Genomic DNA, 24,756 nt, shown 5'->3' with positions numbered 1-24,756 from the left:
CTTGAGTGTTTTACTCAAGTATTTTTTGTTAGAATTCTCATCAGTTTATATTTTGGTTCCCGTTATGATAAATATTTCCGAGTCTGCACAAGCTCATTTTCGCAAATTACTGGAAACTCAACCGGAAAACACCAACATCCGGGTATTTGTAATCAACCCAGGTACTGCCTCGGCTGAATGCGGCGTTTCTTATTGCCCGGCGGATGCTGTAGAAGATTCCGACCAACATTTGCCCTTTGACGGTTTTGAAGCCATTGTCGATTTAGAAAGTGCCCCGTACCTGGAAGAAGCCGAAATCGACTTTGTCACCGACCAAATGGGTTCGCAGCTTACCTTAAAAGCGCCCAATGCAAAAGCCCGAAAAGTCGCTGAAAACGCTCCCCTTAAAGAGCGCATTGAGTATATGCTGGTATCAGAAATCAACCCGCAATTGGCCAGTCATGGTGGTCAGGTAATGTTGATGGACATTACTGATGACGGTATTGCCCTATTGCAATTCGGCGGTGGTTGTAATGGTTGCTCCATGGTGGATGTCACCCTGAAAGAAGGCATTGAAAAACAAATGCTGCAACAATTTCCCGAGCTGAAAGGGGTTAAAGATGCCACTGAACACGAATCCGGAGAGCACTCTTACTACTGAGTTATCGGTGGCATGTCGTTAACAGCTGAGCAACGCATTGCACTGCACCAGTACTGGACCCGGTTTATTCAGGGGTTGATGCAATTTGTAGCTGGTAGCCTGTTGCTCTTTGCCGGTTACTTATGGTGGATTTGGTTACAGGTCCCCGCAGCGCTACTGATGTTGTCTGGTGCGGCTTTTGCCATCTATGGCTATACCGGCATATTGCGTTTCCGATTGATAGCTTCCTTTTCTCTTCGCAGCAAATCAAAAACCGACGACTCTCCATAATCGTTTCAAGCGCGATCAGTCAGCCTCAAGTTGCGCTTTTAATGACAGAATAACGGCTGCCAGCTCATTGGCGTGCTCACTGTCCGCGATAGTATCCATTGCCAGACGTTCAATTTCAGCAGTCACCCTGGTGATCGCATCCAGCTGGAAGGAACGTGCGGTTGAACTCAGACTGTGGGCCAACAATGCCACATGGCGCCAGTCCTGACTAAAGAACGCATTTTCCATCACCTCCAGTCGCTCCGGCAGATCGCGTTTGAACTGCTCAATAAAACGCGCTTTTTCACTCTGATGTGAGGACCTGCCAGCTGAAGGCGGTGTCAGCTCCGGTAAATACATAGCCAGCTTTCGACTAAACTCTTCGCGCTGAATAGGTTTGCTGAGATGATCCGTAAATCCTTTACTTATGTATTGCTCCACTTCATGTTTCATCGCATTAGCTGTTAATGCAATGGTTGGGATGTCAATGTGGGCTTCCTGCAACCGGGTAACCGCTTCTTCCCCGCCCATCTCGGGCATGTGTATGTCAGTTAAGATAAGATCAAACGAATTCGCTGTTGCTTCGTCCAGTAATTGCAAACCATTTTCCACAGCCACTACCTCAAGTCCCAATTTGTGCAGCATCATGGTGATCAACAGACGCAATTCTTTCTGATCTTCCGCCAGCAACACTTTGCCCGTCAGTACCGGTTGCACCGGCTTTTGGGCTTTTTGACAGTGAATGACGTTTGCATAGCAAAGCTCGTCGCTGACCGGCTCAGCATTTTCTCCGGTGCGCAACGCGATACTGGCGCAAAAGTCACTGCCAATACCGCTGACACTGCTGACTACCAGGTCACCACCTAATTTTTGGGCCAGGTATTTGGAAATATTAAGGCCCAATCCGGTGCCGCCAAATCGCCGTGTCACTGACACATCTGCCTGCTCAAAAGCACTAAAAATGCGTGTTTGTTGTTCTTTACTGATACCCACGCCAGTATCAATCACGTTGAACTTTAACGCACCATCGCTTTCTGCCACCAGCAACCGAATCACGCCTTCTTCAGTAAACTTAACGGCGTTGTTTAGCAGATTCAGTAACACCTGTTTCAGGCGGGTAGGATCGCTGACAATGTGGGAAGGCAAAGGAAATTGCAGGCCCAACTCAAAGGCAAGATTGTGCTGCTCTATTTTAGGTTTAATGAGGGAAATGAGCTCTTCCAGCAGTAAAGGTAAGCAAAACTCAACACACTCTACCTGGAGTTTTTTAGCTTCGATTTTAGATAAGTCTAGAATATCATTGATTAAATTAAGTAAGTGCTTACCACTGTTAGATATGATATCTATTGCCTGGTCATTATCCATGCCGGACAATTCGTCATTTTGCAACAGCTCGGTATAGCCAATAATTGCCGTAAGCGGCGTGCGAATTTCGTGACTCATGTTCGCTAAAAACCGGCTTTTCGCCTGATCCGCCTCTCTGAGTTTAACCGACAATGCCCGCAGTTCCTTCGTTTGACGAATTAATTTCAGATGCGTAGCAATGCGGGTTTTTACTACTGCGCCGTTAAAAGGTTTGCGGATGTAATCCAGCGCACCGAGATCCAGGCCGTACTTTTCGTTGTCTACGGTATCCAGACCGGTAATAAAGATAACTGAGGTGTCTTTTAACTGTTCATCCTGCTTAAGCTGTTTCAGCGTCTCAAAACCATCCATCTCCGGCATCACGATATCCAGCAAGATTAAATCTGGTTTTAGTTTGCTGGCTTTCCACAAACCCTGTGTACCGCTTTTGGCCACGGCAACCTCAGCTTCCGAGCTAAGTAAATCAGACAAAATTTTAAGATTGGACTTTTCGTCATCTATGATGAGGATTCTGGGTCTTTCCAAAGGCTCAGTGATTGACATAAGCGTTACTCAACCTGTTCCCAGCACACGGCAGTATCTGCCGCTTGCTGTGCCTGATTTAGTTTTTGCCGAACTTTCAACATAACCTCATCCAGAGTAAGTGACATGCTGGCCCGCGCGGTAACTCCTCCCACGGAGACCGTTACACCAGCGACTCTGCCCGTCCCGCCCGGCATTTTTAGGCCGCTAATGGCGCTGAGGCATTTTTCTGCAGCTGTTTGCGCTCCCTGGCGCTCTGTACCCGGCATTAACAATACAAATTCCTGTCCACTGAAACGCGCGACCAGGTCTTTGGCACGGCGTATTTGTTGCGCCAATTGGCTGGCAACTTGTATCAGTAGCTCGTCTCCCGTGGCATAACCGTGCATTTCATTAAACGCCTTAAATCCATCCAGATTTAACAACGCCACTGAGAAGTCACCGCCATAACGCACCGCAGCTCGCCATTCAATATTGGACACATCTTCATACTTTCTTCGGTTGCATAAGCCCGTCAACGGATCAATTAAGGCCACCTGCTCTAACAACCTTTGTTGTTTCACTAACTGCAGATGCAGTTTTACTCTTGCTCTGACCAACTGCTCGTGTATCGGCTTGATAATATAGTCACTGGCACCCAGCGCCAGGCCTTTTTCTTCAAACGTTACATCGGTTAATCCTGTTATAAAAATAACCGGGATCAGTCGGGTGCCGGGCGCGGCTTTTAGCTGTTTCAGGACTTCAAAACCATCCATATCCGGCATTACCACATCCAACAATATGATGTCAGGTAACGCCCTGGCAGCCTTTTCCAGCGCCTGCTTTCCACTTTTGGCCAGCATGATTTGCCCATCACCACCAAGAAACTCGGACAGGATCTTCAGATTCGACTTTTCATCATCGACGATGAGTATTTTTGGCTTATCGGACAACATATATTTTCTGGCTCTACAGTCCGTTAACGTTTATTTTCCCGCAGCCACACTTGTAAAAAGTCAGCCGCTTCCTCAAATTCCATTTCAGCAATCAGTGCATCAATGTTATGCAACATTTGACGCTCTGCTTCAGTACTGCATTGCTGGTGTAGTTGCTTAATTTTAGCCTCGACAGAAAAGTCCGATGCTTTTAATAAGGGTAGCATTGACTCGGGATAAAAACTGCCCTCTTTGTTATTTTCACTGTAAAAGTTCGCGGCATGCAAGTCTACCTGCTGAAGCTTTTCTGCTAACCCCTTGTGCAGCTCCATCACTTCTGCCATCACCCTTTCAAGTTCCAGAATAAAATCGTCCCCTTCCCGAATTCGCGGCTCGATCATAGCCAATCGGTGAGACAGCCTGAATCCCCCAATGTAGGCTATGTTGGATTTCAGGGAGTGGACAATGCGATAAATTTTCTGTCGCTCGGAGGCGGCGAAGTGTGCCATCAGTTGCTCATCGACGCCGTCATAATCCCGGACAAAATCCTGCACCAGGTTACAATACAGTTTGCTGCGCCCCTGAATACGCTCTAACGCAGTGTCCAGGTCCAGCGCAGTAATTTCTCTGAACAGCGCCAACGCATACTTTTCGTTTTCCGACTGACCCGTATCCTGGTGCTCCAGGGGCGCGCTCGCACGCACGGTTTTTATGTCACTACCGGTGATAAACTCACTCATCACTGAGTACAGCTCCACCGGGTTGATAGGTTTTGCGATGTGCGCATTCATGCCTGCCGCCAGACTGCGCTCTTTGTCTCCTGCCATTGCATGGGCGGTCATGGCTAAAATTGGGATGTCCGAATTAAATTGCCGGATCCGTTTTGTGGCTTCCAGACCATCGATTTCCGGCATCTGAATATCCATCAAAATCAGGTCATACTGCTTTTGTTTAACGGCATTGATTGCCTGCTGACCATCCTGAACTAAATCCACCTGAATGCCGGTTTCCTGTAAAAACTCCAAAGCAACCTGTTGATTCAGCTCATTGTCTTCGGCTAATAACACGCTGGCGTGACTGAAGTCAGGTATCTGCTCACTGGCGGACAGAGCCGCGTCATCACGACTATTGGCACCCAATGACTGTTGAATGGCGTCGATTAGATCCGTCGGATTCACCGGTTTTTCAATGTATCGGTCGATAATGTTATCAACATCAATTGCTTTCAATGCTTCCTTATCATAGGAGGTGATCATCAGGATATGAGGTATTTTTCCGCTGATATGCTCCCTGATTTTCCTGGATGCTGTGATACCGTCCATACCGGGCATTTTCCAATCCATCAGGATGATGTCGTAGGGTTGCTGTCTTTTTTCTGCTTTGCTGACCAGTTGCAGTGCTTCTTCACCACTGGAGACAGTATCAGACTTTATGCCCAGGGCATCCAGGGCATCGCTCATGACTGCGCGTGCAACTTCCATATCATCCACCACCAGCGCATGTAAATCCGACACATCCGTGTGACTGGCCGGGGCCAAATCTCCGGCTGCCACCTGCAACTGGATGGTAAACGTAAACTCTGACCCCATACCCGGTTCACTTTTTACCGCAATAAAGCCGTGCATCAGTTCACAGAGCTGCTTACAGATCGCCAGACCAAGCCCCGTTCCCCCATATTGACGGGTAACGCTGTTGTCTGCCTGACTAAAGGATTTAAACAGGCGTCGGGTTTGCTCTTCACTCATGCCGATGCCACTGTCCTTGACACTAAACTCCAGAACCAAAGTCTCACCCTGTTGCGACACCCTGGCGACGTTTAAATGCACATACCCCTGTCGGGTAAACTTGATTGCGTTGCTCACCAGATTAATAATAATTTGCTCAATGCGCAGCGGATCACCGATTAAACTGTCCGGGATTCGGCTATCCACCGACAAAACAAACTCCAGGTGCTGTTCGTGCATTTTGTGATTATTGAGATTAACCACCCGCCGAAGCGATTTTTCCAGACTAAAAGGTATGGTTTCCAGGGTGAGTTTTTGCGCTTCAATTTTTGAAAAATCCAGAATGTCGTTGATCAACGTCAGAAGCGACTCAGAAGAACTTTGTATTTTTTCCAGATAATCTCGTTGCTCCGGATTTATCTGTTTTCTGAGCGCTAACTTCGACAGGCCGATTACCGCATTCATTGGGGTGCGAATTTCGTGGCTCATATTCGCCAAAAAGTTAGATTTGGCGGCCGTGGCTTCTTCAGCTTTTAATTTTGCATCAGCCAGTTCAATGGTGCGCTCATCAACTTTGCGCTCCAGGTCGCGATTATTGATAAGCAGTTGTTGATTTAGGCTGGCATTGTCAAACAGGATAGCGGTCTGATTGGCCAGTAATTGCAGTACATCAATTCTGTCAGAGGTGAAAAACCCGGTAAAATCGCTGTGCTCCAAATAGAGCACGCCGCGTAATTTACCCGCTACAATAAGCGGAATAAACAACATGGAGCGCGGCAAAAGACGTAAACTGCGATTCGCTGCCGTTAGCTTAGGCTCTGTAGCACTATCATCCACCACATAAGGTAATTTTGTTCTGGCCACGTAGTTGAGCAAGGTTTGTGGTACCTGTTCCAGCGTCAGAGGTTTAGGGTACGCTCCCTGAACCTGGAAACTGTCGTCTTCCTGAAACAATATACAGCCCTGCTGTGCGCCGGCATTTTCCACAATAATGGTCATCATTCGGATCAGAAACGCGTTCAAATCGATGGAGCCACTCAGGGTTTCTGACGCCTTCAGCACCGACATTAAATCGAGGTTTTTTTCGGACTTTGCTGCAGGAAGCGGCTGCCCGGTGGGGAGTTCCGGCTGATCACTGAGTTGCGGATATTCGCCTGATAGTTGTGCCACTCTGCCATGAGCTTGCCACTGCCGGTAGCAGGACAATGCAGCCTGGAGTTGGCCAAACCCCTGTACCTCATCATCCATAGCCAGCCAGTAACTGGCATAAGCTTCTCTGGCCAGGCCTAACCAAAGACACTGTCCTTGCCGCTGTGCCTGTTGAATCGCCTGACGATAATGCCACCAGGCGTCTTTTTCACCTTGACTGGCCCGCCATTCTGCGCAAAACAACTGATACTGAGTCAGAAAATTATCGGGATTCAGGGCTGACCAGGTGGCTAATTGCTTTTCGATACTTTGCAGCTCAGTTTCGGTTGTTCTCTTTGTGGGCTGTCGCAGCAATACCAGTCCCGACAACGCGATATAATCCACCAACCAGGGCACACACAGTAAATCCTCACTCACCTCTCGCCAGTGAGTTGCATAGTTGACTGCTGCCACCGCATCATTATCCCAATAGGCCTGCAATAGCCGGGTAAAATGCCAGCCAAGGGTAACCATGTGGGTTTGCAGGTTAGCGGTATTACCTATTTTCTCGTCAGTCGACTTTACGTCCGGGCTATCCGGTGATGGATCTTTCAGGTATCGCAACAATTCCAGCCAGGGTGCCGCTCCCGTGGATACAGCGTCCAGATTTTGCTCCTGTAGCAAAGCCGCGAGCGATTCAAACAACTGCGCTGGTTTATCTAACGCGCTGTCAGTGAATATTGAGTAAACCGCATTACACAGCATACTCTGCGAAATAACACTCCCCTGGTCCTGCTCAAAGCTATCAGCGCCCAACTCCTGCAACGCCTCGCGACAGTGAAGTAGCGGTAAGCTCCAGGGAGCAACAAAGGCATAATTTAAATAGCTGATTTCTGCTTGCCTGCGGTTATTTTCCGTATTTTTTTGTGCCAGCGTTTGTGCCACGTTCACAAAGGCAAATGCTGACTCATACTGCTGATAAACCCTGGCTAAAATAAGTGCATGCTGTGCAAAAAATTGTGCCGCATAGGTCGAATTTCCCCGGAGTAATGACAGTTTAATGGCAACCGCCAGCACCTGCATCAATGGCACAATTGACAATTCCTTCGCCGCGTTTATCAACAGCGACAATAGCTGGCAATGGTGTAAATGCAGCGATTCATCGCAAAAGGGGCGATGTGCTAGGTCAATGATAGCCGAGGTTGGATAGTCTGCTTCACATTGCAAATACGTCTGTTTTATATTGTCTAAATCAACCTCCGGGAATATCGCCCCGACAACCGTCAATCCAGTGTTGAATGCCTGTTGATACTGTGCCTGCAACGTGAGGTTGTGCACCTGCCAGAGTACCGCTTTTAACTTGTCAGCCGAATTCAGACGGAACTGTGTTAACAGGTTAAGCAAATGCGCCACCTGCGTACTGTCCTCTTTTAACAGCAGGTGTGTTATCGCCTCGTCAAACAAACCAAAACAGCGTGTATATTGTTTGTGCCAGATGTCAGGGTTCAGCGCATTTATACCCTGTAACTGATATCCCAAACGACGCTCGTCATCTGTTACCTGACTGGCTGCCTGCCAGCAATAATCGATAAATTCAGCACCATCTGCCAGGCCCTCGTTAACCGGATTATCGGGGACAAGGTCAATCCAGTTTAATACGTTGTCACGCAGCCACGCTTTGGACTTTATCCTGAGGTAGGTTTTGGTCAGCAAATTTCGGAACATTGCTTCGTCATGCTCCGTTTCCAGTTGTCGGGCGGCCATCTGAATTTTGAAATGGGAGAATTGATATTGAACTGTACCATCGTCGCTTTCAGTGTTACGCCAGATACCCTGGGCAATCAGTTCCTCAGTAAAGGCTCCAATTGCCCGGTTACTCAACTCGCTGATGGCGAGCAGGATGTCCATGTCAATCTGACCCGAGAAAAAAGAAGCGGCTTTAAGAATAAAACACTGCTGCGGTGACCACTGTGACAATCCGGTGATCGCAATATCCGCAACATTCTCGGTAATATGAGACGCGTTGATCTTGTCCAGGTCCCAATTCCAGATGTGCTCTTCGTCCTCAAAAATAGCGCCATCGTCGACCAGCTGCTGCAAAAACACTTTAACGAAATAGGGGTTTCCCTGTGTTTTTTGAAATACCCTGTCGGCCAGCTCTTCGAGACTAAAATTGGTCTCCCAGAATGTGTCTTCAACCAGGTTTTTAGCTGCTTCCGCAGTTAAGGGATGTAACGGAACCTGTAGTAATTCAGAATCAGGCTTCTGCAGTTCAGTACAAAAGGGGGTGGCCGAAGCGCAGCTCGTCTCTGGTTCTCTGTACAACAACAGCACCCCAAAACGTCCTTTGCGTGCCGCTCGCAGGACGTCAGTCAGGAGGTCTTCACTGATACTGTCCAGCCATTGTGCATCTTCAAAAATGAGCATCATGCCGTGCATCACCTCAGACAGGCAAAACAACAGTTCCATGACTTTTTTATCAAACTGGCCAGCAACCTCGGTCAGCGGTTCAGCGTCCTGCATTAAAATGACCTGCAAACTGGGAAACAGAGTCAAAAGTGGTTGAAGTGTGTCGTCGGGTAAGGTTGACAGTTGTTGGCGCAGCAGGGACAAATGCTCGTCACCGAGCAAGAGGGATTTTTCCAGTAGGTTATTTGTCACCCGATGAATTGCCGACTGTTGCCAGGCGCTGGTGACTTTTTCTGCGGCTGCCAGCCCATAGGCACTGCCCGCGTCGGTGATCCGGGAGATAAACTCCTCCACCAGTGCTGATTTGCCCACGCCCTCTTTGCCACTCACCACAACACAGCGTATCTGCTGGCTTTTTAACAGCGCCCCATACCAATCATTGAGCCGTTCCAGCTCAGACTCTCTGCCGTACAGGAACTGTGGGAACAACAACGCCGTACTTTTGTCAGAGCGGGCAATGGTAAAAGGCGCAATATCGCCATTTTCCCGCCATTGATTTAAACACTCCTGCAGATCCTGTTGCAATGTCCGGGCATCACGGTAACGGCTCTCCGGTGCCTTGTTTAGCAATTTGCTGATAATAGTTAATATCATTTCAGGTATCGCAAACACCTTGCCCGGGTCAAACTCAACAGGCCGGGCAATGTGGGCATGGATCATAGTCAGCGGATCAGAATACTGGTAAGGGTATTCCCCCAAAAAAATGCGATAGAAAATTGTGCCCAGAGAGTACAAGTCTGACGAAACATCCGGGAGCCTTTCAGTACGCCCGGTGATTTCAGGAGATACCGTCAACAGGTTGGCATGGTTTTTCAACGTCTCCAAAATAGTATTATTCAGGGCCGCTGCATTGAGCAGGTGCCAGCTACTGATTGTTGTCACCCCCCATGTTGTTTCATCCACGATCAGCGTATCCGGGTCGACGTAACCGCAAATCAGGTTATGGTGATGGAGACTGGTTAAAAACTCAGTCAGGGCAAGACTTAATCTTAGCTTGTCTTCAGTATTCCAGGTGTGTTGCTCCAGAAGCTGTGCAAAGGTCACACTACCTGACACTGCGGGGTAAAGCGCGAAAACATCCTCTCCCTCAGTAAATCGTCTGGCCGGCGCGATGGCCTCATCAGGTAAAGCGTGTGACTGTGTGGTTTCGATTTCTATAGGATGATGGGTAACAGACACTGCTCCTTTGGCCTGTTTTAGCCAATACAGATTTTGTTGCGCATCCCTGACCTGGGTGAGAAACAGATCACCACTTAGCTTTGTAAATTCTTCCAGTTGTTCAAGCTCTGATAGCACAGTGATATCCTCTGGTCCTTGCTGTCCTGTTATGAAGTAAAGAACAGTACTTACATTCTTGCAACGTCGCCGACACCTGTGTGTCTGGCAAAGGCTTAGTTCAGCTCAACACAGGCACCTGACTGTTACGATGGGCGATAAATCCGGTAGTAAAAATGCGTCCCTAACAACAGTCCTCGTGCCAGTAAAAAAATCATGAAACTTTGCCATAGCACGGTGGCGCTCATCGCGTCCAGGTGCAGTAGCTGCCAACAGATGGCCAACACTACGCTGATCACCATAGTAACAAACATTGGTTTTGCCCTGGTCATACCCACGTATAAGCCATCCAACAAAAAACTCCAGTGCGCGATAAGAGGCAACAATACAATATAGACTTTAAATGCCTGAAGGTTCTGAATTACTGTTGTTAAATTGGTGAGTAATTGGCTGATTTCATAGAAAAATCCCCAAAAAATGCCGGTGTAAAGCACCGCAAACGCGGTAGAAACCAACAAGCTGATATGCGTCCATTGCCTTGCCCTGTGGCGTTGCTGTTTTCCGATCGCTTCGCCAAACAGCGCTTCGGCAGCATAAGCTACGCCATCCAGACCCAGCGCAATCAAAACAAAAAACTGCATGAGCAAAGCATTGGTAGCCGCGGTTAACTCGCCCAACTGTAAACCCATAAAGGTAAATATCGCCAGGAAGAGTTGCAGAAACACATTTCTGAGAAACACATCGCGATTTAACGACAAAAACGCCTTAACTTTATTCTGACAAAGACAGATATGGTGACGCCACTGTGGAAATATTTTCGCTATCCACAACAGAGACAACACCAGTATCACGCATTCACTGATCACAGTGGCCAGAGCCACACCAGTGACATGCATAGACAAACCGATGGCCAACAGCAAACTCAAAACAATATTCAGCAGATTGGCGATCAACTGAATCCACATCACTTTACTATGCTGTTTACGCCCCAACAGCCATCCCATCAGTACCAGATTTGCCAATGACACGGGAGCGGCAAAAACCCGTATGTAAAAATACGCTTGCGCCACCGACACCACCTGAGGGTTGCTGCCGGAAAAATACTCGCCCAGTTGAAACAGTACCGGGCTTAACAACCAGATTAAAACCCCCAGCAGCAACGCCAGCAAAATACCGTTATTCAGTATCGAAGCGGCTTCTTCGCTGTTATCACGACCTGATGCCTGAGCGCTTAATCCGGTGGAAGACATTCTCAAAAAGCCGCATACCCAAATGAGTTGGGTTATGATGATGCCGCCCAGCGCAACGCCTGCCAGAAAGTGAGTACCCGGTAAATGGCCCACTATCGCGGTATCAACCAACCCCACTAACGGCGTGAAAATGTTGCTGATAATCATCGGCACCGCCAATGCGGTGAAATAACGTATTGCGTAATAAAAAGTCAAACTGTTACTCTTATTTTTCTGAGCAGGAATATTAAGGGGCGAAACAACAAATGACCATAAAACGTAAAATAGCAATGCTTTTACTCTGTGTATTTCAATGGACCGGCCTGTCCGCCAATGAGAACGCCAGTATATTGCTTTATCATCACGTCAGCCATGATACCCCACCTTCCACTACGATTACCCCGGAAAAGTTCTCACAGCACATGGCCTATCTGCACGAAAACCACAAGGTGATCAGCTTAGACGAGCTGGTGAACAACCTGATAAAACGCCAGCCATTTCCGGACAATGCCGTTGCAATTACCTTTGATGATGGCTTTCGCAATATCAAAGAAAACGCCCACCCGATACTGAAAAAGTACGGCTTCCCCTACACGATTTTTATTAACCCTTCGGAAGTGGGTGTCGGCCCCAGTCATCTGGATTGGGAGGAGCTCAAACAGTTATCCGCAGACGGAGTACTCATAGCCAACCATTACTGGGATCACCGCCACCTGCTGCAAAATGCCAGGCAACCCGGTTGGCTGGCCGAAACCAGGCAACATATTCTGGATACCGAAGCGGCAATAAAACAGCACATAGGCCATAGCCCGGGGTTTCTGGCCTACCCTTTTGGCGAATTTAACGCCGACGTGAAAGGTCTTCTGAAAGAATTAGATATCATTGGCTTTGCACAACACTCCGGTGCAGCAGGATTTGTTTCGGATCTGCAGGAGATCCCGCGCTATCCGGCGGCTGGTATTTACAGTAATCTGGCAACGCTGAAAACCAAACTGAAGTCTCTTGCCATGCCGGTAACCTCAATATCCATCAACGACCCGGTATTTTATCAGCCACCTGGCTTAACATATCAGATGCAAATCGATACCTCTGACTTCAATCCCGCGCTGTTTAGTTGTTATTTCAATGGCGATAAAATCGCCACTGAGTGGCAGGGTAATCAGGTCAGCATTTCAGCCGACAAGATACTTAAGCCAGGCCGTTCCAGAGTCAATTGCACTGCGCCCAGTAAAACGCATTCAGGAAGATACTACTGGCATTCGCAGCCCTGGTTTGTGGCCACAGCAGAAGGTAATTGGCTGGATTAATCCCTGGCCTGGTAACGGGCCATAATCAGCGGCATATCTGCCAGAATTTGCTGAGCATCACTGATGGCCAACTGGCCGGGCTTATGGTCCGGCTTGAATCGCCCAATTACGTGTCCATCCGGATTGACAATCACCATAGAGGCACTGTGATCCACCAGGTAATCGGGTTTATCCGTGCTTTCTGCAATAGCGTAAGCCATGCCCATGCTGCGAATAAATGGGAATAGTTGCTTGTGCTCCGCCGTGGCGGCATAAAAATCAGGATTAAAAAATTCAATGTACTGCTTCAACCTGGCCGTATCATCCCTGCCCGGGTCGACAGAGATAAACAAGACCTTGACCGGAGGGTGTTCGCTTAACTTAGTCAGCTGAGGGTAAATGCGCTTGAGTTCAGCCAGGGTGGTGGGACAAATATCGGGACACCAGGTATAGCCCACAAACACCAGAGTCCACTGGTCTTTAAACCAATCCGGCGTAATTGTGGAACCGTCGTGACCGTTCAGTTCGCCGTCATTCAGCATTCTGGGTGCCGGATACATCTGAGCATAGGCAGGTTCAGATACTGAAGGCGGCGCGATGTTCAGCGCTAACCAGACACCAGCGACTAACGCGATTACCGCGATGCTTCCCAAAAAGACAGGTTGTTTCATAATACAAACTTGAAGTAGTGATCCACCAGTAAAACAATGAACAACAGCATCAGATGCAGAATAGAAAACTTGAAGGTGTTCATGGCGGTTTCGTCTTTGGCGGCGTATTTCAGTTTCCAGGCATAAACCAAAAATGCAACGTTGAGCAATGTCGCCCCTACCAGATAGATCAATCCGGTCATGCCCACCAGGTACGGCATCAGACATATCAGTCCCAGCAGCACCGTGTAACCCAACACTGACGTTTTGGTAAACTCAATACCGTGAGTTACCGGTAACATGGGAATTTCGGCTTTGGCATAGTCTTTTTCGCGATGAATGGCCAATGCCCAGAAGTGCGGCGGTGTCCAGGTAAAGACGATCAGCACCAACAACAGCGCGTTACCGTGAATTTCGCCTGTCATGGCGGTCCAACCCAACAGGGGTGGTGCCGCTCCGGCAAGTCCACCAATCACGATATTTTGTGGAGTAGCACGCTTTAGGTACATGGTATAAATACAGGCATAACCCACCAGACTGGCAAACGTCAGCACCGCTGTCAGCCGATTAACAAACACTTCCAGTATGCCGTACCCGACAAGGCACAATAACAGGGCAAAGATCAGCGCTCTTTGCGGGGTTACTTTGCCTTTCGGTACAGGGCGATTGTAGGTACGGGCCATCTTGGCATCGATTTTCCGGTCCACAACGTGGTTGATTACCGCTGCGGATGAGGACAACATCCCAATCCCCAACAGACCCGCCACTAACGGCACGATAGGCAACGCCCCCTCTACGGCCAGGCACATCCCAACCAATGCAGTCAGTAACAACAACAAAACCACTTTGGGTTTTGTCATTTCATAATAATCTCGCCAACCTGCGCCCTGCCAGGCATTTGCAGGAGACCCATTTTTCGCTACTTTTTCCATAAACTCAGGTCTTTCTGTAGAGTGTGTAATTCAATAAAATCAGTGTCAGTAGTAATAACGCCGCAACGGCATTGTGGGCCACGGCCACCACTATGGGCAGACTAAACACCACATTAGAGACACCCAGGCCAATCTGCAAGACCAGTACTGAAATCATCACCACTGATTGATTTTTAATACGGTCAGAAATAGCGGCAGTGTACAAGCGTACGCCCAGCCAACATAAATAAATGAAAGTCACCAGGGCACCAAAGCGATGTACGATATGCATAGTCATGCGTTCGTCATAAGGGTGCGCACCAAATTCGTAATTGTCTGCTTCCGGCACACTAAACGCACCGGAAAAGTTCAGTTTTTCGTACCAGGCCCCTTCGCAGACGGGTAATTCAGTGCAGGCTAACGCCGCATAGTTCGCCGAGGTCCAGCCCCCCAATGCAATCTGAATCACCAGAATAGCTAAACCCAGCAACGCATATTTACCAAAACGTCGTACCCTGGGATCTCCCCCTGGGATGCGGTAGGGTTTCAGCCTGAGATGCAAAAGAAAGAGTAAGGACAACAGGGTAAAACCGCCTAACAGATGCCCCATTACCACCACCGGCAATAAGTTCATGGTCACTGTCCACATCCCCAGGGCCGCCTGAAAAATTACCAGCAACAGGATTAAAAAAGGGAGTTTGACGGGGGTATGTTGGCGGCGATTTTTAATTGCCAGAATAGCAATCGCCAAAATCAATAAGCCTAGTGTACCGGCAAAATAGCGGTGTACCATCTCTATCCAGGCCTTGCGGGCTTCCAGAGGCCGGTCGGGAAAGGCAGATTCAGCCCTGGCAATCGCATCATCGGCCTTGGGCACAACCATGTGACCGTAACAGCCTGGCCAGTCTGGACAGCCCAGTCCGGAATCTGACAACCGGGTATAAGCCCCAAGCACGATGACCACCAGGGCGAGAAAAATACTAACTTTGACGAGATTTCTCATAAAATTGGCTCTACCCGATTCGGGAAAGTTTCAGTAACTTCCTCAAGTCGGCAAGTATATCGCGGCTATTTAATACCGCTTGTTGTTGTTCGGAGCTAAGAGGGTAACGAAGAATTACGTTTCCTAGCGTATCAGCAATAAAAATACCACTAACGGTTTGCTTTTTAAACACCTTATCCAAATAGTCAGATTGCGTGTTCAGCAGCACAAAGTGTGACTCAGCGGAAAGCGACTCCACCGCGTTTGTATCACTGTCTGGCATAATCAGGACAGTAGGAACAATGCGGTCCTGCTCTTTTCCTGCGGCTATCCACACCTGATTAAGACTGTAAATCGCATTTTTACAGCGGGCATCACAATTGGCGGGTAAGACGTACACTAAGCGCCAAAATGGCTTTTCTCCGCGCAATAACTCCGGCATTTCGATAGCGGGATTGAGCAATTCACCTTTGTTGGTCGCCCCCTTGTTAAACCAGTCGCCTTGCAATGCAAACCAGGCCAGTACAACCGGTACTAAAAAAACTAAAACAAAGATAATTAATGTTTTGCGATTATTCGATTTGTTGTTGTCGCTCATCTTTCCACTTTTTCCTCAATGCCAGGATGAATACCAGAATGCAGGCAATCGCCAGCAATAACCATTGTATAGCGTATGCAATATGTTTTTCCGGAGACAAAGTTACCGGACGGTAATTGTTCTCCAGTGCAAACTGTTCTGTCGGCTCAACATACCCCATTACGGGAACGAAATCACGACTGAGCCACTGCCCCATTAACCGAATATCCGGTTGTTGAATCAAAGCTGGCCAGTTGCCCTGAGATTCGCTTTGCTGAATCAGATTGTTCAGGCCAGGCAAATACAGAACAACCCGCAATTGCTGCACCCTTTCAGGCAGATTTATTTGCGGCAATGTCCGGCGAAAATCGGTATCGGCATGCCATCCAAAGTTAACCAATATATCACCTGCTGCGGTTTTCACGGGAGCGATGATTTCATATCCCACTCGGCCTTCCAGTACCCGGTTGTCCCAATAGAACAGGTGCTCACTATCAACAACTCCGGAAAGCATAAGCCGCTTAAAGTTGTTGTTACCAGGTGCTGCCAGCGCGGTCAGCAGGTCGCCATAAACCTGTTGAGTTGAAGCGAGATCCTGCTCCATCAACGTTTGTTTTTCCTGTGCCCGTGCAAACTGCCAGGCGCTAAGTTTCAATAAGATGACAAGCGCTATAAAAGTGATTAAGGTAGGGATAAGGGGTAACTTTCTCATTAAATATTTACAGTAAAAGAGGCACTGAATGACCGTTAAAATTATTGTAGCACTGCTCTTACTTTTTATGATTTACAATCTGTTCAGAGCCATGATGATAATGTTAAAAAATGAGCCCGGACAAGGCTCTATGACGAAATTTATCGGTAGAAGAGTGATGACCTCTGCAATTATCATCATCTTGCTGATTATCGCAGTGGCGACGGGGATCATTACGCCTAATCCCCGCCCTTATTAAACAGAGCCTGTTAACCGGTGTTGTGTATACCTGTAACCAGGAGCAGCAAGCCTTATTTAAAGAATATAAACGAACACAAACAAACACACCCAGACGACATCAACAAAGTGCCAATACCAACTTGTGGCCTGGAAAGCGAATTGATTATCGGGTGAGAAGTGCCCCTTCAATACCCGACCAAACATGATGATCAGCATCAGGGTTCCCAGAGTTACGTGCAATCCATGGAATCCGGTCAACATAAAAAAGGTGTTGCCGTAAATGCCTGAATCCAGTTTTAACCCCATATCCTGGTAAGCGTGAATATATTCCACTACCTGAAGATACAGGAACGTACAACCCAGTAAGATGGTGATTCCGAGGAACAACTTAAGCTTACCTCTTTCGCCTTTTTCAAGGGCAACATGTGCGATGTGAGCTGTAACTGATGAAACCAACAAGATAATAGTGTTGTAAAGGGGTAATCCGGTCCAGGGCATGGCTTCCGTGGTTGTGCCACCCGGGGTTTCCACCAGCGGCCAGATTGCTTCAAAAGTGGGCCACAAGACTTCGTTGGTCATGGCGTTGTTTGAAGCACCTCCTAACCAGGGAACAGCAATGACTCTGGCGTAAAAGAGCGCGCCAAAAAATGCAAAGAAAAACATCACTTCGGAAAAAATAAACCAGGACATCCCCTGCCGGTATGAACGTCCCAACTGGGCACTGTGCATACCTGACATGGATTCATCGATCTGATTCTTAAACCAGCCGACCAGCATAACCAGCAAGACTACAAATCCCGCCAGCAACATCAAAGCGCCGTTGCCGTCAGTGCCTTTTTTCATTTCAATGACGAAGTTACCCGCGCCAAGCGCCATTAAAAATAGGGCAACAGCGCCCACAAATGGCCAGGGGCTTTGATCAGGAACATAGTATTTTTCGTATTGTTGTTCACTCATTTTAATCTCCTTTAACCACGGTTCATGGCAATTTCTTGCGCATCCGAAGTTACGTCATACAAAGTATATTGCACTGTAAAAAAGTTAATGTTTTTTGGAAGCTCCGGGTCCACATAAAACCGCATTGGCATCACTGTTTCGGCCCCCGATTTAAGGGGTTGTTGCTCGAAACAAAAACACTCTGTTTTGTTCAGGTATATTGCTGCGGTTCCGGGGGAAACAGAGGGGACAGCCTGTCCCACAATATCCCGTTGCGTCGGATTCTTTGCATAGAAGTCTACCTGGTACATTTCACCGGGATGAACCTCAACGCGGCGCGTCTGTGTCTCAAATTGCCAGGGCATACCGGTATTGGTTCGGGTGATAAACTCCACCGTCACCAGGCGGCTTTTATCCACCTCTATATTGGTGTATACCGCCGCCTCATTAGACGTTTTTCCATTGATGCCGGTAACTGCACAAAACACGTCATACAGGGGGACCAATGCGAACCCAAAACCAAACATGCCAAAAACCACAGCCACCAGTTTGATGACAACTTTCTTGTTTTCGGCCTGCCGTGAATGACTCATAAATGTAAACTACTTAACCACTGGCGGTGTTTCAAAGGTGTGGTAAGGTGCCGGGCTGGGCACTTCCCATTCTAACCCTTCAGCGCCGTCCCAAACCTGCGCAGATACAGGTTCGCCTTTCTTGCGACACGCCTTAATCAACAAGGCGAGGAAGATCAATTGCGACAGGCCAAACGCAAATCCACCCAGGCTTATCCACTTATTGAAGTCCGCAAACTGCAGTGCATAATCCGGGATCCGTCTTGGCATACCCGCCAGGCCAACAAAGTGCATGGGGAAAAACAGCAGATTTACCGAAATCAGTGAACACCAGAAGTGCCACTTGGCCAGGGTAATATCAAACATCTTTCCGGTCCATTTCGGCAGCCAATAGTAGGTTGCCGCCATAATTGAGAATACCGCACCGGTAACCAGAACATAATGGAAGTGAGCTACCACAAAGTAGGTATCGTGATACTGGAAATCCACCGGTGTAATCGCCAACATCAGACCCGACAATCCACCAATGGTGAACAGGACAATAAAGGCCAGTGAAAACATCATAGGTATTTCAAAACTAATGGCTCCCCGCCACATCGTCGCCACCCAGTTAAAGACTTTCACCCCTGTTGGCACCGATATCAGCATGGTGGCAAACATAAAAAACAACTCAGCCCCTACCGGCATCCCGGTGGTAAACATGTGGTGCGCCCAAACGATAAATGACAACAACGCAATGGACGCTGTGGCATACACCATTGATGAGTACCCAAACAGTTTTTTACGGGAGAAGGTAGGAACAATCTGAGAAACAATGCCAAACGCAGGCAATATCATGATGTATACTTCCGGATGCCCGAAGAACCAGAAAATATGCTGGAACATCACTGGATCACCACCACCGGCGGCATCAAAAAAGCTGGTTCCAAAAAACTTGTCGGTCAGTACCATAGTCACCGCACCGGCTAAAACCGGCATTACGGCAATCAGCAAAAAGGCGGTGATCAGCCAGGTCCAGACAAACAAGGGCATTTTCATAAACGTCATGCCCGGCGCGCGCATGTTTAATATGGTTACGATAACGTTAATCGCCCCCATAATTGAGCTGGCCCCCATGATGTGCACTGAAAACACAAATAATGCAGTGGTATCATTACTGTATGTGGTGGACAACGGAGCGTAGAACGTCCAGCCAAAAGCCGGGCCACCGCCCTCCATAAATAGCGACATTAATAAGATCAAGAATGCAAAAGGCAGGATCCAGAAACTCCAGTTATTCATCCTGGGTAATGCCATATCAGGTGCGCCTATCATCAGCGGCACCATCCAGTTCGCCAGGCCGGTAAATGCAGGCATTACCGCACCAAACACCATGATTAAACCGTGCACTGTGGTCATCTGGTTGAAAAAGTTGGGATCAACTATCTGCAACCCGGGTTGAAACAATTCTGCCCGAATCACCATTGCCATGGCACCGCCAATCAAAAACATGATAAAGGCGAACCAAAGGTATAATGTTCCGATATCTTTGTGGTTAGTTGTGTACAACCAGCGCTTTATACCGCTGGGTTTATGATCATGATGATCATGGTGTTCGTCGTGATGGATATCATTAGTCACTGTACTCATCTCAACTCCCCCTTATTGTCCATTTAATACAGCGTTAACATCTTTGGCTTGCACCAATTCACCGGTATCATTGCCCCAGGCATTACGCTCGTAGGTTATTACTGCGGCAAGTTCTTTCATGGAAAGCTGTTTTGCATAAGCCTGCATCGCTGTACCCGATACCCCGTTAACCACGACATCAATATGTTTTTGCATGTCATTTAGCGCAATGTCACTGCCTTTCAGTGCAGGGAATACGCCCGGCAACCCTTCCCCGTTCGGCATATGGCACGCCGCACAGGTAGTATTGTAGACGCGCTCACCAACAGTCATCAGCTCGTCCATGTCCATGTTCATGGCCAGTAACTTTTGCTCTTCTTCTTTTGCTTTGCGCTGCAACTCTTCCTGCTCTTCTATCCAGGCTGCATACTCGGCCGGTTCTTTCGCAATCACCACCACGGGCATGAAGCCGTGATCTTTACCGCACAACTCGGCACACTGTCCGCGATAAATACCCGGCTTTTCTACCCGGGCCCAGGCTTCATTAATAAAGCCGGGGTTCGCGTCTTTTTTCACCGCAAAATCAGGAACCCACCAGGAGTGGATCACGTCATCAGAAGTAATGAGGAAACGGACCTTTTGGTTGGTGGGAATCACCAGTGGCCGGTCCACTTCCAGCAAATAATTGATATTTTTTTCCAGCTTATTGGCAATCTGTTCAGGTTGAGTCGCCATCACAGAATAATATTCCACCTCATTGTCCATGTATTTGTAATGCCACTTCCATTGTGATCCGGTCACGATCACAGACACATCTGGTGCAGAGACATCTTCCATAGCAATCAGGGTTTTAGTGGCGGGAATGGCCATACCGATAAGGATGATAAAAGGAACCACCGTCCAGGCGATTTCCACCTTTACACTTTCATGGAAGGTAGCCGGTTTTACGCCCCGGGACTTTCTGTGGAAAATGGTAGCCCACAACATCGCACCAAACACTATGATGGCAATCACCACACAAATCCAAAAAATGGTCATGTGCAGGTCATAAACCTGTTGGCTAATGTCAGTAACGCCACTACGCAGATTTAACTGATATTGTTCAGGCTTAGGATCTGATGCAGCGAAAGAAGCGAAACTCACTAAAAACGCCATTACGCCCCAAAACCCAGTAAATATTTTACCCACCTGTGTGTTCCTCCTTCTTAACCCGTTGTTTTCTTATTGGTCATTTTTACAACAACGGTGCCGCACAAAAGTTACGGCATTGAAACAGATATGTTATTACTATGTTAAAAACTGAATGATATGTAAACAAATTTCGAAGATCAAAAACAATTGAGAGACACTAAATGATGATTTTTTCATCACCTATAGGGTCAAAAATAGACCTAAATTTGGAAAAAGGAAATAAAAAAGCCATTTTCAGGCAAAACTTTTAGGCCGGGGAAACTATACTGAAGCGGTATTACAAACAAAAAAGCCCATTTATCAATGGGCTAGGTCATCACAGAAAGATATTTAAAAACTAATGCCGGATAAAAAGATTATTACATCCAGGCGTTATTTCGGATAATTCCCACCGCAATACCTTCAATATTTAGCGGCTGGGAGTTTAAATCCACTTTAATCGGGGCAAAGTCGGCGTTCTCAGCATGCAGTAAAACCTGGGAACCGGTTTTTTCAAAGCGTTTAACCGTGACATCATCTTCCACTCTTGCCACCACCACCTGACCATTACGCGCCTGATTAGTGCGATGCACGGCCAGCAAATCACCGTCCATTATGCCGATGTCTTTCATACTCTCACCATCCACACGCAGCAGATAATGTGCCTCTGGCTGAAACATACCGGCAGCGACCTGATAATGACTTTCGATATGCTCCTGCGCCAGTATGGGTTCACCGGCAGCCACTTTACCAATCAGGGGTAAACCCAACTCAGGTTCAGGCTCGTCAACAGGTCCGGTTAAACGAATGCCACGGGAGGTCCCTGCCAGAATTTCAATGACCCCCTTTCTTTGCAAGGCTTTCAAATGCTCTTCGGCGGCATTGGCTGACTTAAACCCCAGTTCACGTGCAATTTCAGCGCGTGTGGGTGGCATACCCGTATCGGCAATGGTCTCTTTGATCAGGTTGAGTACCTGCTCTTGTCGTAATGTAAGTGGACGCATATCGAACCTGTTTTTACGTACAGTTTAACTGGGAGTATATACAGTTGCCGAATAATCTCAACAGAAAATCTGCTATTTCGCTTTTGACCGCGATATTCGCTTACATAGATCACTAAGCCAAACAGAAAAGGTCATGCTATGATCCCCGACAATGTGAATCTAATTTAAATAACCATGGCTTGGTATCAGAATCTGTTTTTTAATTTAGTGAAGTTTCCAACTCGTTGGTTGGTTAAAACCAGCAATATCCCGACAGACATTGAAGGCGAGTTAGGTATTGATAAAAGTCGTCCAATTATCTATCTGTTAAAAACCAACTCGGTAACAGACCGCGTAGCGCTGGAACTCTCCACAAAAATGCTGGGCCTGCCGGCGCCTGACAAACAACTGGAAATTGGCAACGACAAGATAACCAACTGTCTGTTTTTACAGGAGCCGGAAGCGCTGCTGTCAAAAAAATCCAAACACACAGACATAAATAAAAGCTTTACCCGGTTGTTTGAGCTGCACCGTGATGACGAGTCACTGGATCTGCAAATCGTTCCCGTCTCTATTTTTTGGGGCCGGGCACCAGGCAAAGAAAGTCGTGGCTGGGCTGATCTGCTTACCGACAGAGCGTCGCCAAACTGGTTGAGAAAGTTTTTTATCGTATTGTTTTTAGGACGGGACAACTTCGTCTATTACAGCTCTGCGGTATCCAGCCAGCGTATGGCCACCACCCGAGGCACAGATTCTGAAATAGCACATAAACTCATCCGATTGGCGCGTACCCATTTTTATCGTCGCCAACAAAGCATGAATGGCCCGATGTTGATGGACAGACATCAGCTGTTTAACAGCATATTGGCGGCCCCCTCAGTGAAAAAAGCCATGGCACAGGAAGCCAAAAACTCACCGGCACAATTACACAAGGCCCGGCAGAATGCCAAAAGTTATATTGAAGAAATCGCCGCCGACTATCGCGAAGGTGTTATCCGACTAGGAGACCGCTTGTTAGGGCGGGTCTGGAACAAAATATACAATGGCATTGAAGTTAAAAACGCCGACAAAGTACGGGAACTGGCGCAAAATGGTCACGAAATCATCTATGTCCCCTGCCATCGCAGCCACATGGATTATCTGCTTTTGACCTATGTAATCTATCACGAAGGACTGGTTACGCCCCATATCGCCGCAGGCATCAATCTCAACTTTTGGCCTGTTGGTGGCCTGTTCAGGCGCGGTGGAGCCTTCTTTATCCGACGCTCTTTCGCCGGAAACAAACTCTACACCGCGGTATTTCGTGAATACCTGGAGCAGTTGTTCAACAAAGGCTATTCGGTAAAGTTCTACGCAGAAGGCGGTCGCAGCCGTACCGGGCGATTACTGCCGCCAAAAACCGGGATGCTGGCAATGACCATTCAGGCAATGATGAAAGGCGTAAAACGACCGGTCAGCATCGTGCCGGTCTACATCGGTTACGAACACGTCATGGAAGTTAAAAGTTATCTGAAAGAGCTGCGCGGTAAAAACAAGGAAAAAGAGTCCTTTCTCGGGGTGTTTTCCGCCATCAGAAAGCTGAAAAATTACGGGTATGGCTTTTTAAATTTTGGGGAGCCGATCCACCTGGGTCAGTACCTGGATAACAATGCACCGCAATGGCGTGAAGCTCAGGGCAGTATTGAAGACAAAAAGCCCAGTTGGTTAAACCCGACTGTCAATGTACTGAGTCACAACATTCTGGAGAGAATTAACCAGGCATCAGCGGTAAGCGGTATGGGCCTGGCCTCTTTATGCTTGCTGGCTGCCGAAAAACGGGCCATGAGCAAAGAAGAGCTTCTGCAGGTTATGGAAAGCTATCTTGGACTGCTCAGACAATGCCCCTACAGCAGTCAGAGCAGCTTCCCGCAGGTGAGCGCCGAAAAGCTGTTAGAAAACACCCTCCGACTGGACAAATTTAATGTTACCGAAGATAGCTTTGGTGAGATTATTTCCATTGAGCGCGATAACGCGATATTGCTCACGTATTATCGCAACAACATTTTGCACATGTTCTGCGTACCCGGTTTAATCGCGGCCATCATTATCGCCCACAATGAATGCCATCGCGATGAAGTAAGCAGCATTGTTTCCCGGATTTTCCCGCTGCTGAAAAAAGAACTCTTTATCTACATGAAAGAAGCAGAGGCTGAAGCCTACACCCAAAGTCTGATCGACGGCATGGTGCAACAGGGCATGCTGCAATCCAACGACGGCGTACTTACCCCCGCCGATACCAGCAGTGTGCAATTTTACAGCCTGTGGCTGCTCAAATCGGTGATCCAGGAAACATTGCAACGCTATGCCCTGGTGCTGAATCAATTAGAGCAATTGGGTACCACCGCACGCGGCGCCCTGGAAAAACGCAGCAGACAGGTGGCGGAGCGTATGTCAACGCTGCACGGTATCAGCGCCCCGGAATTTTACGACAAAAATGTGCTGGCTACATTTATTGCTGCCGCACGCGAGTATGAAATCTGGGAATCCAATGATGAAGGCCTGTTATTGCACTCAGAAAAGAGTAAAGAATTACAGCAACTGCTGTTTACGTTGGTGTCACCGGAATTTGTCAAACGCCTGCAGCAAATCAAATAAG

At 47.9% G+C, this 24,756-nt stretch carries 19 protein-coding genes; 5 read left to right on the top strand and 14 right to left on the bottom strand.

Annotated features, from left to right (window positions below; genetic code table 11):
- Window positions 1–64 precede the first annotated feature (64 nt).
- Together nfuA and LJ740_RS13905 are read left to right on the top strand one after the other, a co-directional pair.
- A complete protein-coding gene (gene nfuA / locus LJ740_RS13910; RefSeq protein ID WP_229529716.1) occupies window positions 65–640 on the top strand; it encodes a Fe-S biogenesis protein NfuA in 576 nt (191 codons plus the stop codon).
- Window positions 641–652: 12 nt separating this feature from the next.
- Window positions 653–910, top strand: coding sequence for a hypothetical protein (locus LJ740_RS13905; protein ID WP_229529715.1), 258 nt, complete (start codon window positions 653–655; stop codon window positions 908–910).
- Window positions 911–925: 15 nt separating this feature from the next.
- Here the strand turns inward: LJ740_RS13905 and LJ740_RS13900 are convergent, their stop codons facing one another.
- From LJ740_RS13900 to LJ740_RS13885, 4 genes are all read right to left on the bottom strand, one after another.
- Window positions 926–2,797 (bottom strand): response regulator, encoded by a 1,872-nt coding sequence (locus LJ740_RS13900; protein WP_229529714.1) that lies wholly within the window; start codon window positions 2,795–2,797, stop codon window positions 926–928.
- Window positions 2,798–2,802: 5 nt separating this feature from the next.
- Window positions 2,803–3,711, bottom strand: a complete 909-nt coding sequence (locus LJ740_RS13895) for a diguanylate cyclase (RefSeq protein WP_229529713.1) — start codon at window positions 3,709–3,711, stop codon at window positions 2,803–2,805.
- 23 nt (window positions 3,712–3,734) lie between these two features.
- Window positions 3,735–10,307 carry a response regulator gene (locus LJ740_RS13890; RefSeq protein ID WP_229529712.1) on the bottom strand — a complete coding sequence of 2,191 codons (6,573 nt, stop codon included), beginning with the start codon at window positions 10,305–10,307 and terminating at the stop codon, window positions 3,735–3,737.
- Between the two features lie 125 nt (window positions 10,308–10,432).
- Window positions 10,433–11,731 (bottom strand): MATE family efflux transporter, encoded by a 1,299-nt coding sequence (locus tag LJ740_RS13885; protein WP_229529711.1) that lies wholly within the window; start codon window positions 11,729–11,731, stop codon window positions 10,433–10,435.
- 50 nt (window positions 11,732–11,781) lie between these two features.
- Between LJ740_RS13885 and LJ740_RS13880 the strand changes: the two genes are divergently transcribed.
- Entirely contained in the window at window positions 11,782–12,822 is a 1,041-nt protein-coding gene (locus LJ740_RS13880) for a polysaccharide deacetylase family protein (RefSeq protein WP_229529710.1), read from the top strand.
- Here LJ740_RS13880 and LJ740_RS13875 read toward each other — a convergent pair.
- The 5 genes from LJ740_RS13875 to LJ740_RS13855 are packed head-to-tail and all read right to left on the bottom strand — an operon-like array spanning window position 12,819 to window position 16,633.
- Window positions 12,819–13,472: an SCO family protein gene (locus LJ740_RS13875; RefSeq protein WP_229529709.1), complete on the bottom strand. Its 654-nt coding sequence runs from the start codon at window positions 13,470–13,472 to the stop codon at window positions 12,819–12,821. The genes LJ740_RS13880 and LJ740_RS13875 overlap by 4 nt on opposite strands.
- Window positions 13,469–14,383 carry a heme o synthase gene (gene cyoE / locus LJ740_RS13870; RefSeq protein ID WP_229529708.1) on the bottom strand — a complete coding sequence of 305 codons (915 nt, stop codon included), beginning with the start codon at window positions 14,381–14,383 and terminating at the stop codon, window positions 13,469–13,471. Before cyoE ends, LJ740_RS13875 begins: the two co-directional genes overlap by 4 nt.
- Window positions 14,384–14,387: 4 nt before the next feature.
- On the bottom strand, window positions 14,388–15,365 hold the full coding sequence (locus LJ740_RS13865; protein ID WP_229529707.1) for a COX15/CtaA family protein: 978 nt from the start codon (window positions 15,363–15,365) through the stop codon (window positions 14,388–14,390).
- Window positions 15,366–15,375: 10 nt separating this feature from the next.
- The gene (locus tag LJ740_RS13860) at window positions 15,376–15,942 is read right to left on the bottom strand and encodes a hypothetical protein (protein WP_229529706.1); all 567 of its coding nucleotides are present in this window, start codon (window positions 15,940–15,942) and stop codon (window positions 15,376–15,378) included.
- The gene (locus tag LJ740_RS13855) at window positions 15,917–16,633 is read right to left on the bottom strand and encodes an SURF1 family protein (protein ID WP_229529705.1); all 717 of its coding nucleotides are present in this window, start codon (window positions 16,631–16,633) and stop codon (window positions 15,917–15,919) included. The genes LJ740_RS13860 and LJ740_RS13855 overlap by 26 nt, the downstream gene beginning before the upstream one ends.
- Window positions 16,634–16,661: 28 nt before the next feature.
- On the opposite strand from LJ740_RS13855, the gene LJ740_RS13850 reads away from it, so the two are divergent.
- Window positions 16,662–16,871: a DUF2909 domain-containing protein gene (locus LJ740_RS13850; protein ID WP_229529704.1), complete on the top strand. Its 210-nt coding sequence runs from the start codon at window positions 16,662–16,664 to the stop codon at window positions 16,869–16,871.
- Between the two features lie 56 nt (window positions 16,872–16,927).
- On the opposite strand, the gene LJ740_RS13845 is transcribed toward LJ740_RS13850, so the two are convergent.
- From LJ740_RS13845 to lexA, 5 genes are all read right to left on the bottom strand, one after another.
- Window positions 16,928–17,809 (bottom strand): cytochrome c oxidase subunit 3, encoded by an 882-nt coding sequence (locus LJ740_RS13845; protein WP_229529703.1) that lies wholly within the window; start codon window positions 17,807–17,809, stop codon window positions 16,928–16,930.
- Window positions 17,810–17,820: 11 nt separating this feature from the next.
- Entirely contained in the window at window positions 17,821–18,381 is a 561-nt protein-coding gene (locus LJ740_RS13840; RefSeq protein WP_229529702.1) for a cytochrome c oxidase assembly protein, read from the bottom strand.
- A gap of 9 nt (window positions 18,382–18,390) precedes the next feature.
- A complete protein-coding gene (gene ctaD, locus LJ740_RS13835) occupies window positions 18,391–19,989 on the bottom strand; it encodes a cytochrome c oxidase subunit I (RefSeq protein ID WP_229529701.1) in 1,599 nt (532 codons plus the stop codon).
- Window positions 19,990–20,001: 12 nt separating this feature from the next.
- A complete protein-coding gene (coxB, locus tag LJ740_RS13830) occupies window positions 20,002–21,123 on the bottom strand; it encodes a cytochrome c oxidase subunit II (protein WP_229530166.1) in 1,122 nt (373 codons plus the stop codon).
- A gap of 395 nt (window positions 21,124–21,518) precedes the next feature.
- Complete coding sequence (gene lexA, locus LJ740_RS13825) at window positions 21,519–22,142, bottom strand: transcriptional repressor LexA (RefSeq protein WP_229529700.1); 624 nt, start codon at window positions 22,140–22,142, stop codon at window positions 21,519–21,521.
- A gap of 174 nt (window positions 22,143–22,316) precedes the next feature.
- On the opposite strand from lexA, the gene plsB reads away from it, so the two are divergent.
- Complete coding sequence (gene plsB / locus LJ740_RS13820; protein ID WP_229529699.1) at window positions 22,317–24,755, top strand: glycerol-3-phosphate 1-O-acyltransferase PlsB; 2,439 nt, start codon at window positions 22,317–22,319, stop codon at window positions 24,753–24,755.
- Window position 24,756: the final 1 nt, after the last annotated feature.

Origin of the sequence: Planctobacterium marinum, from assembly GCF_020687805.1 — a bacterium.
GTDB classification, from domain to species: domain Bacteria; phylum Pseudomonadota; class Gammaproteobacteria; order Enterobacterales; family Alteromonadaceae; genus Planctobacterium; species Planctobacterium marinum.
This window is presented reverse-complemented; position numbering and strand designations above follow the sequence as displayed.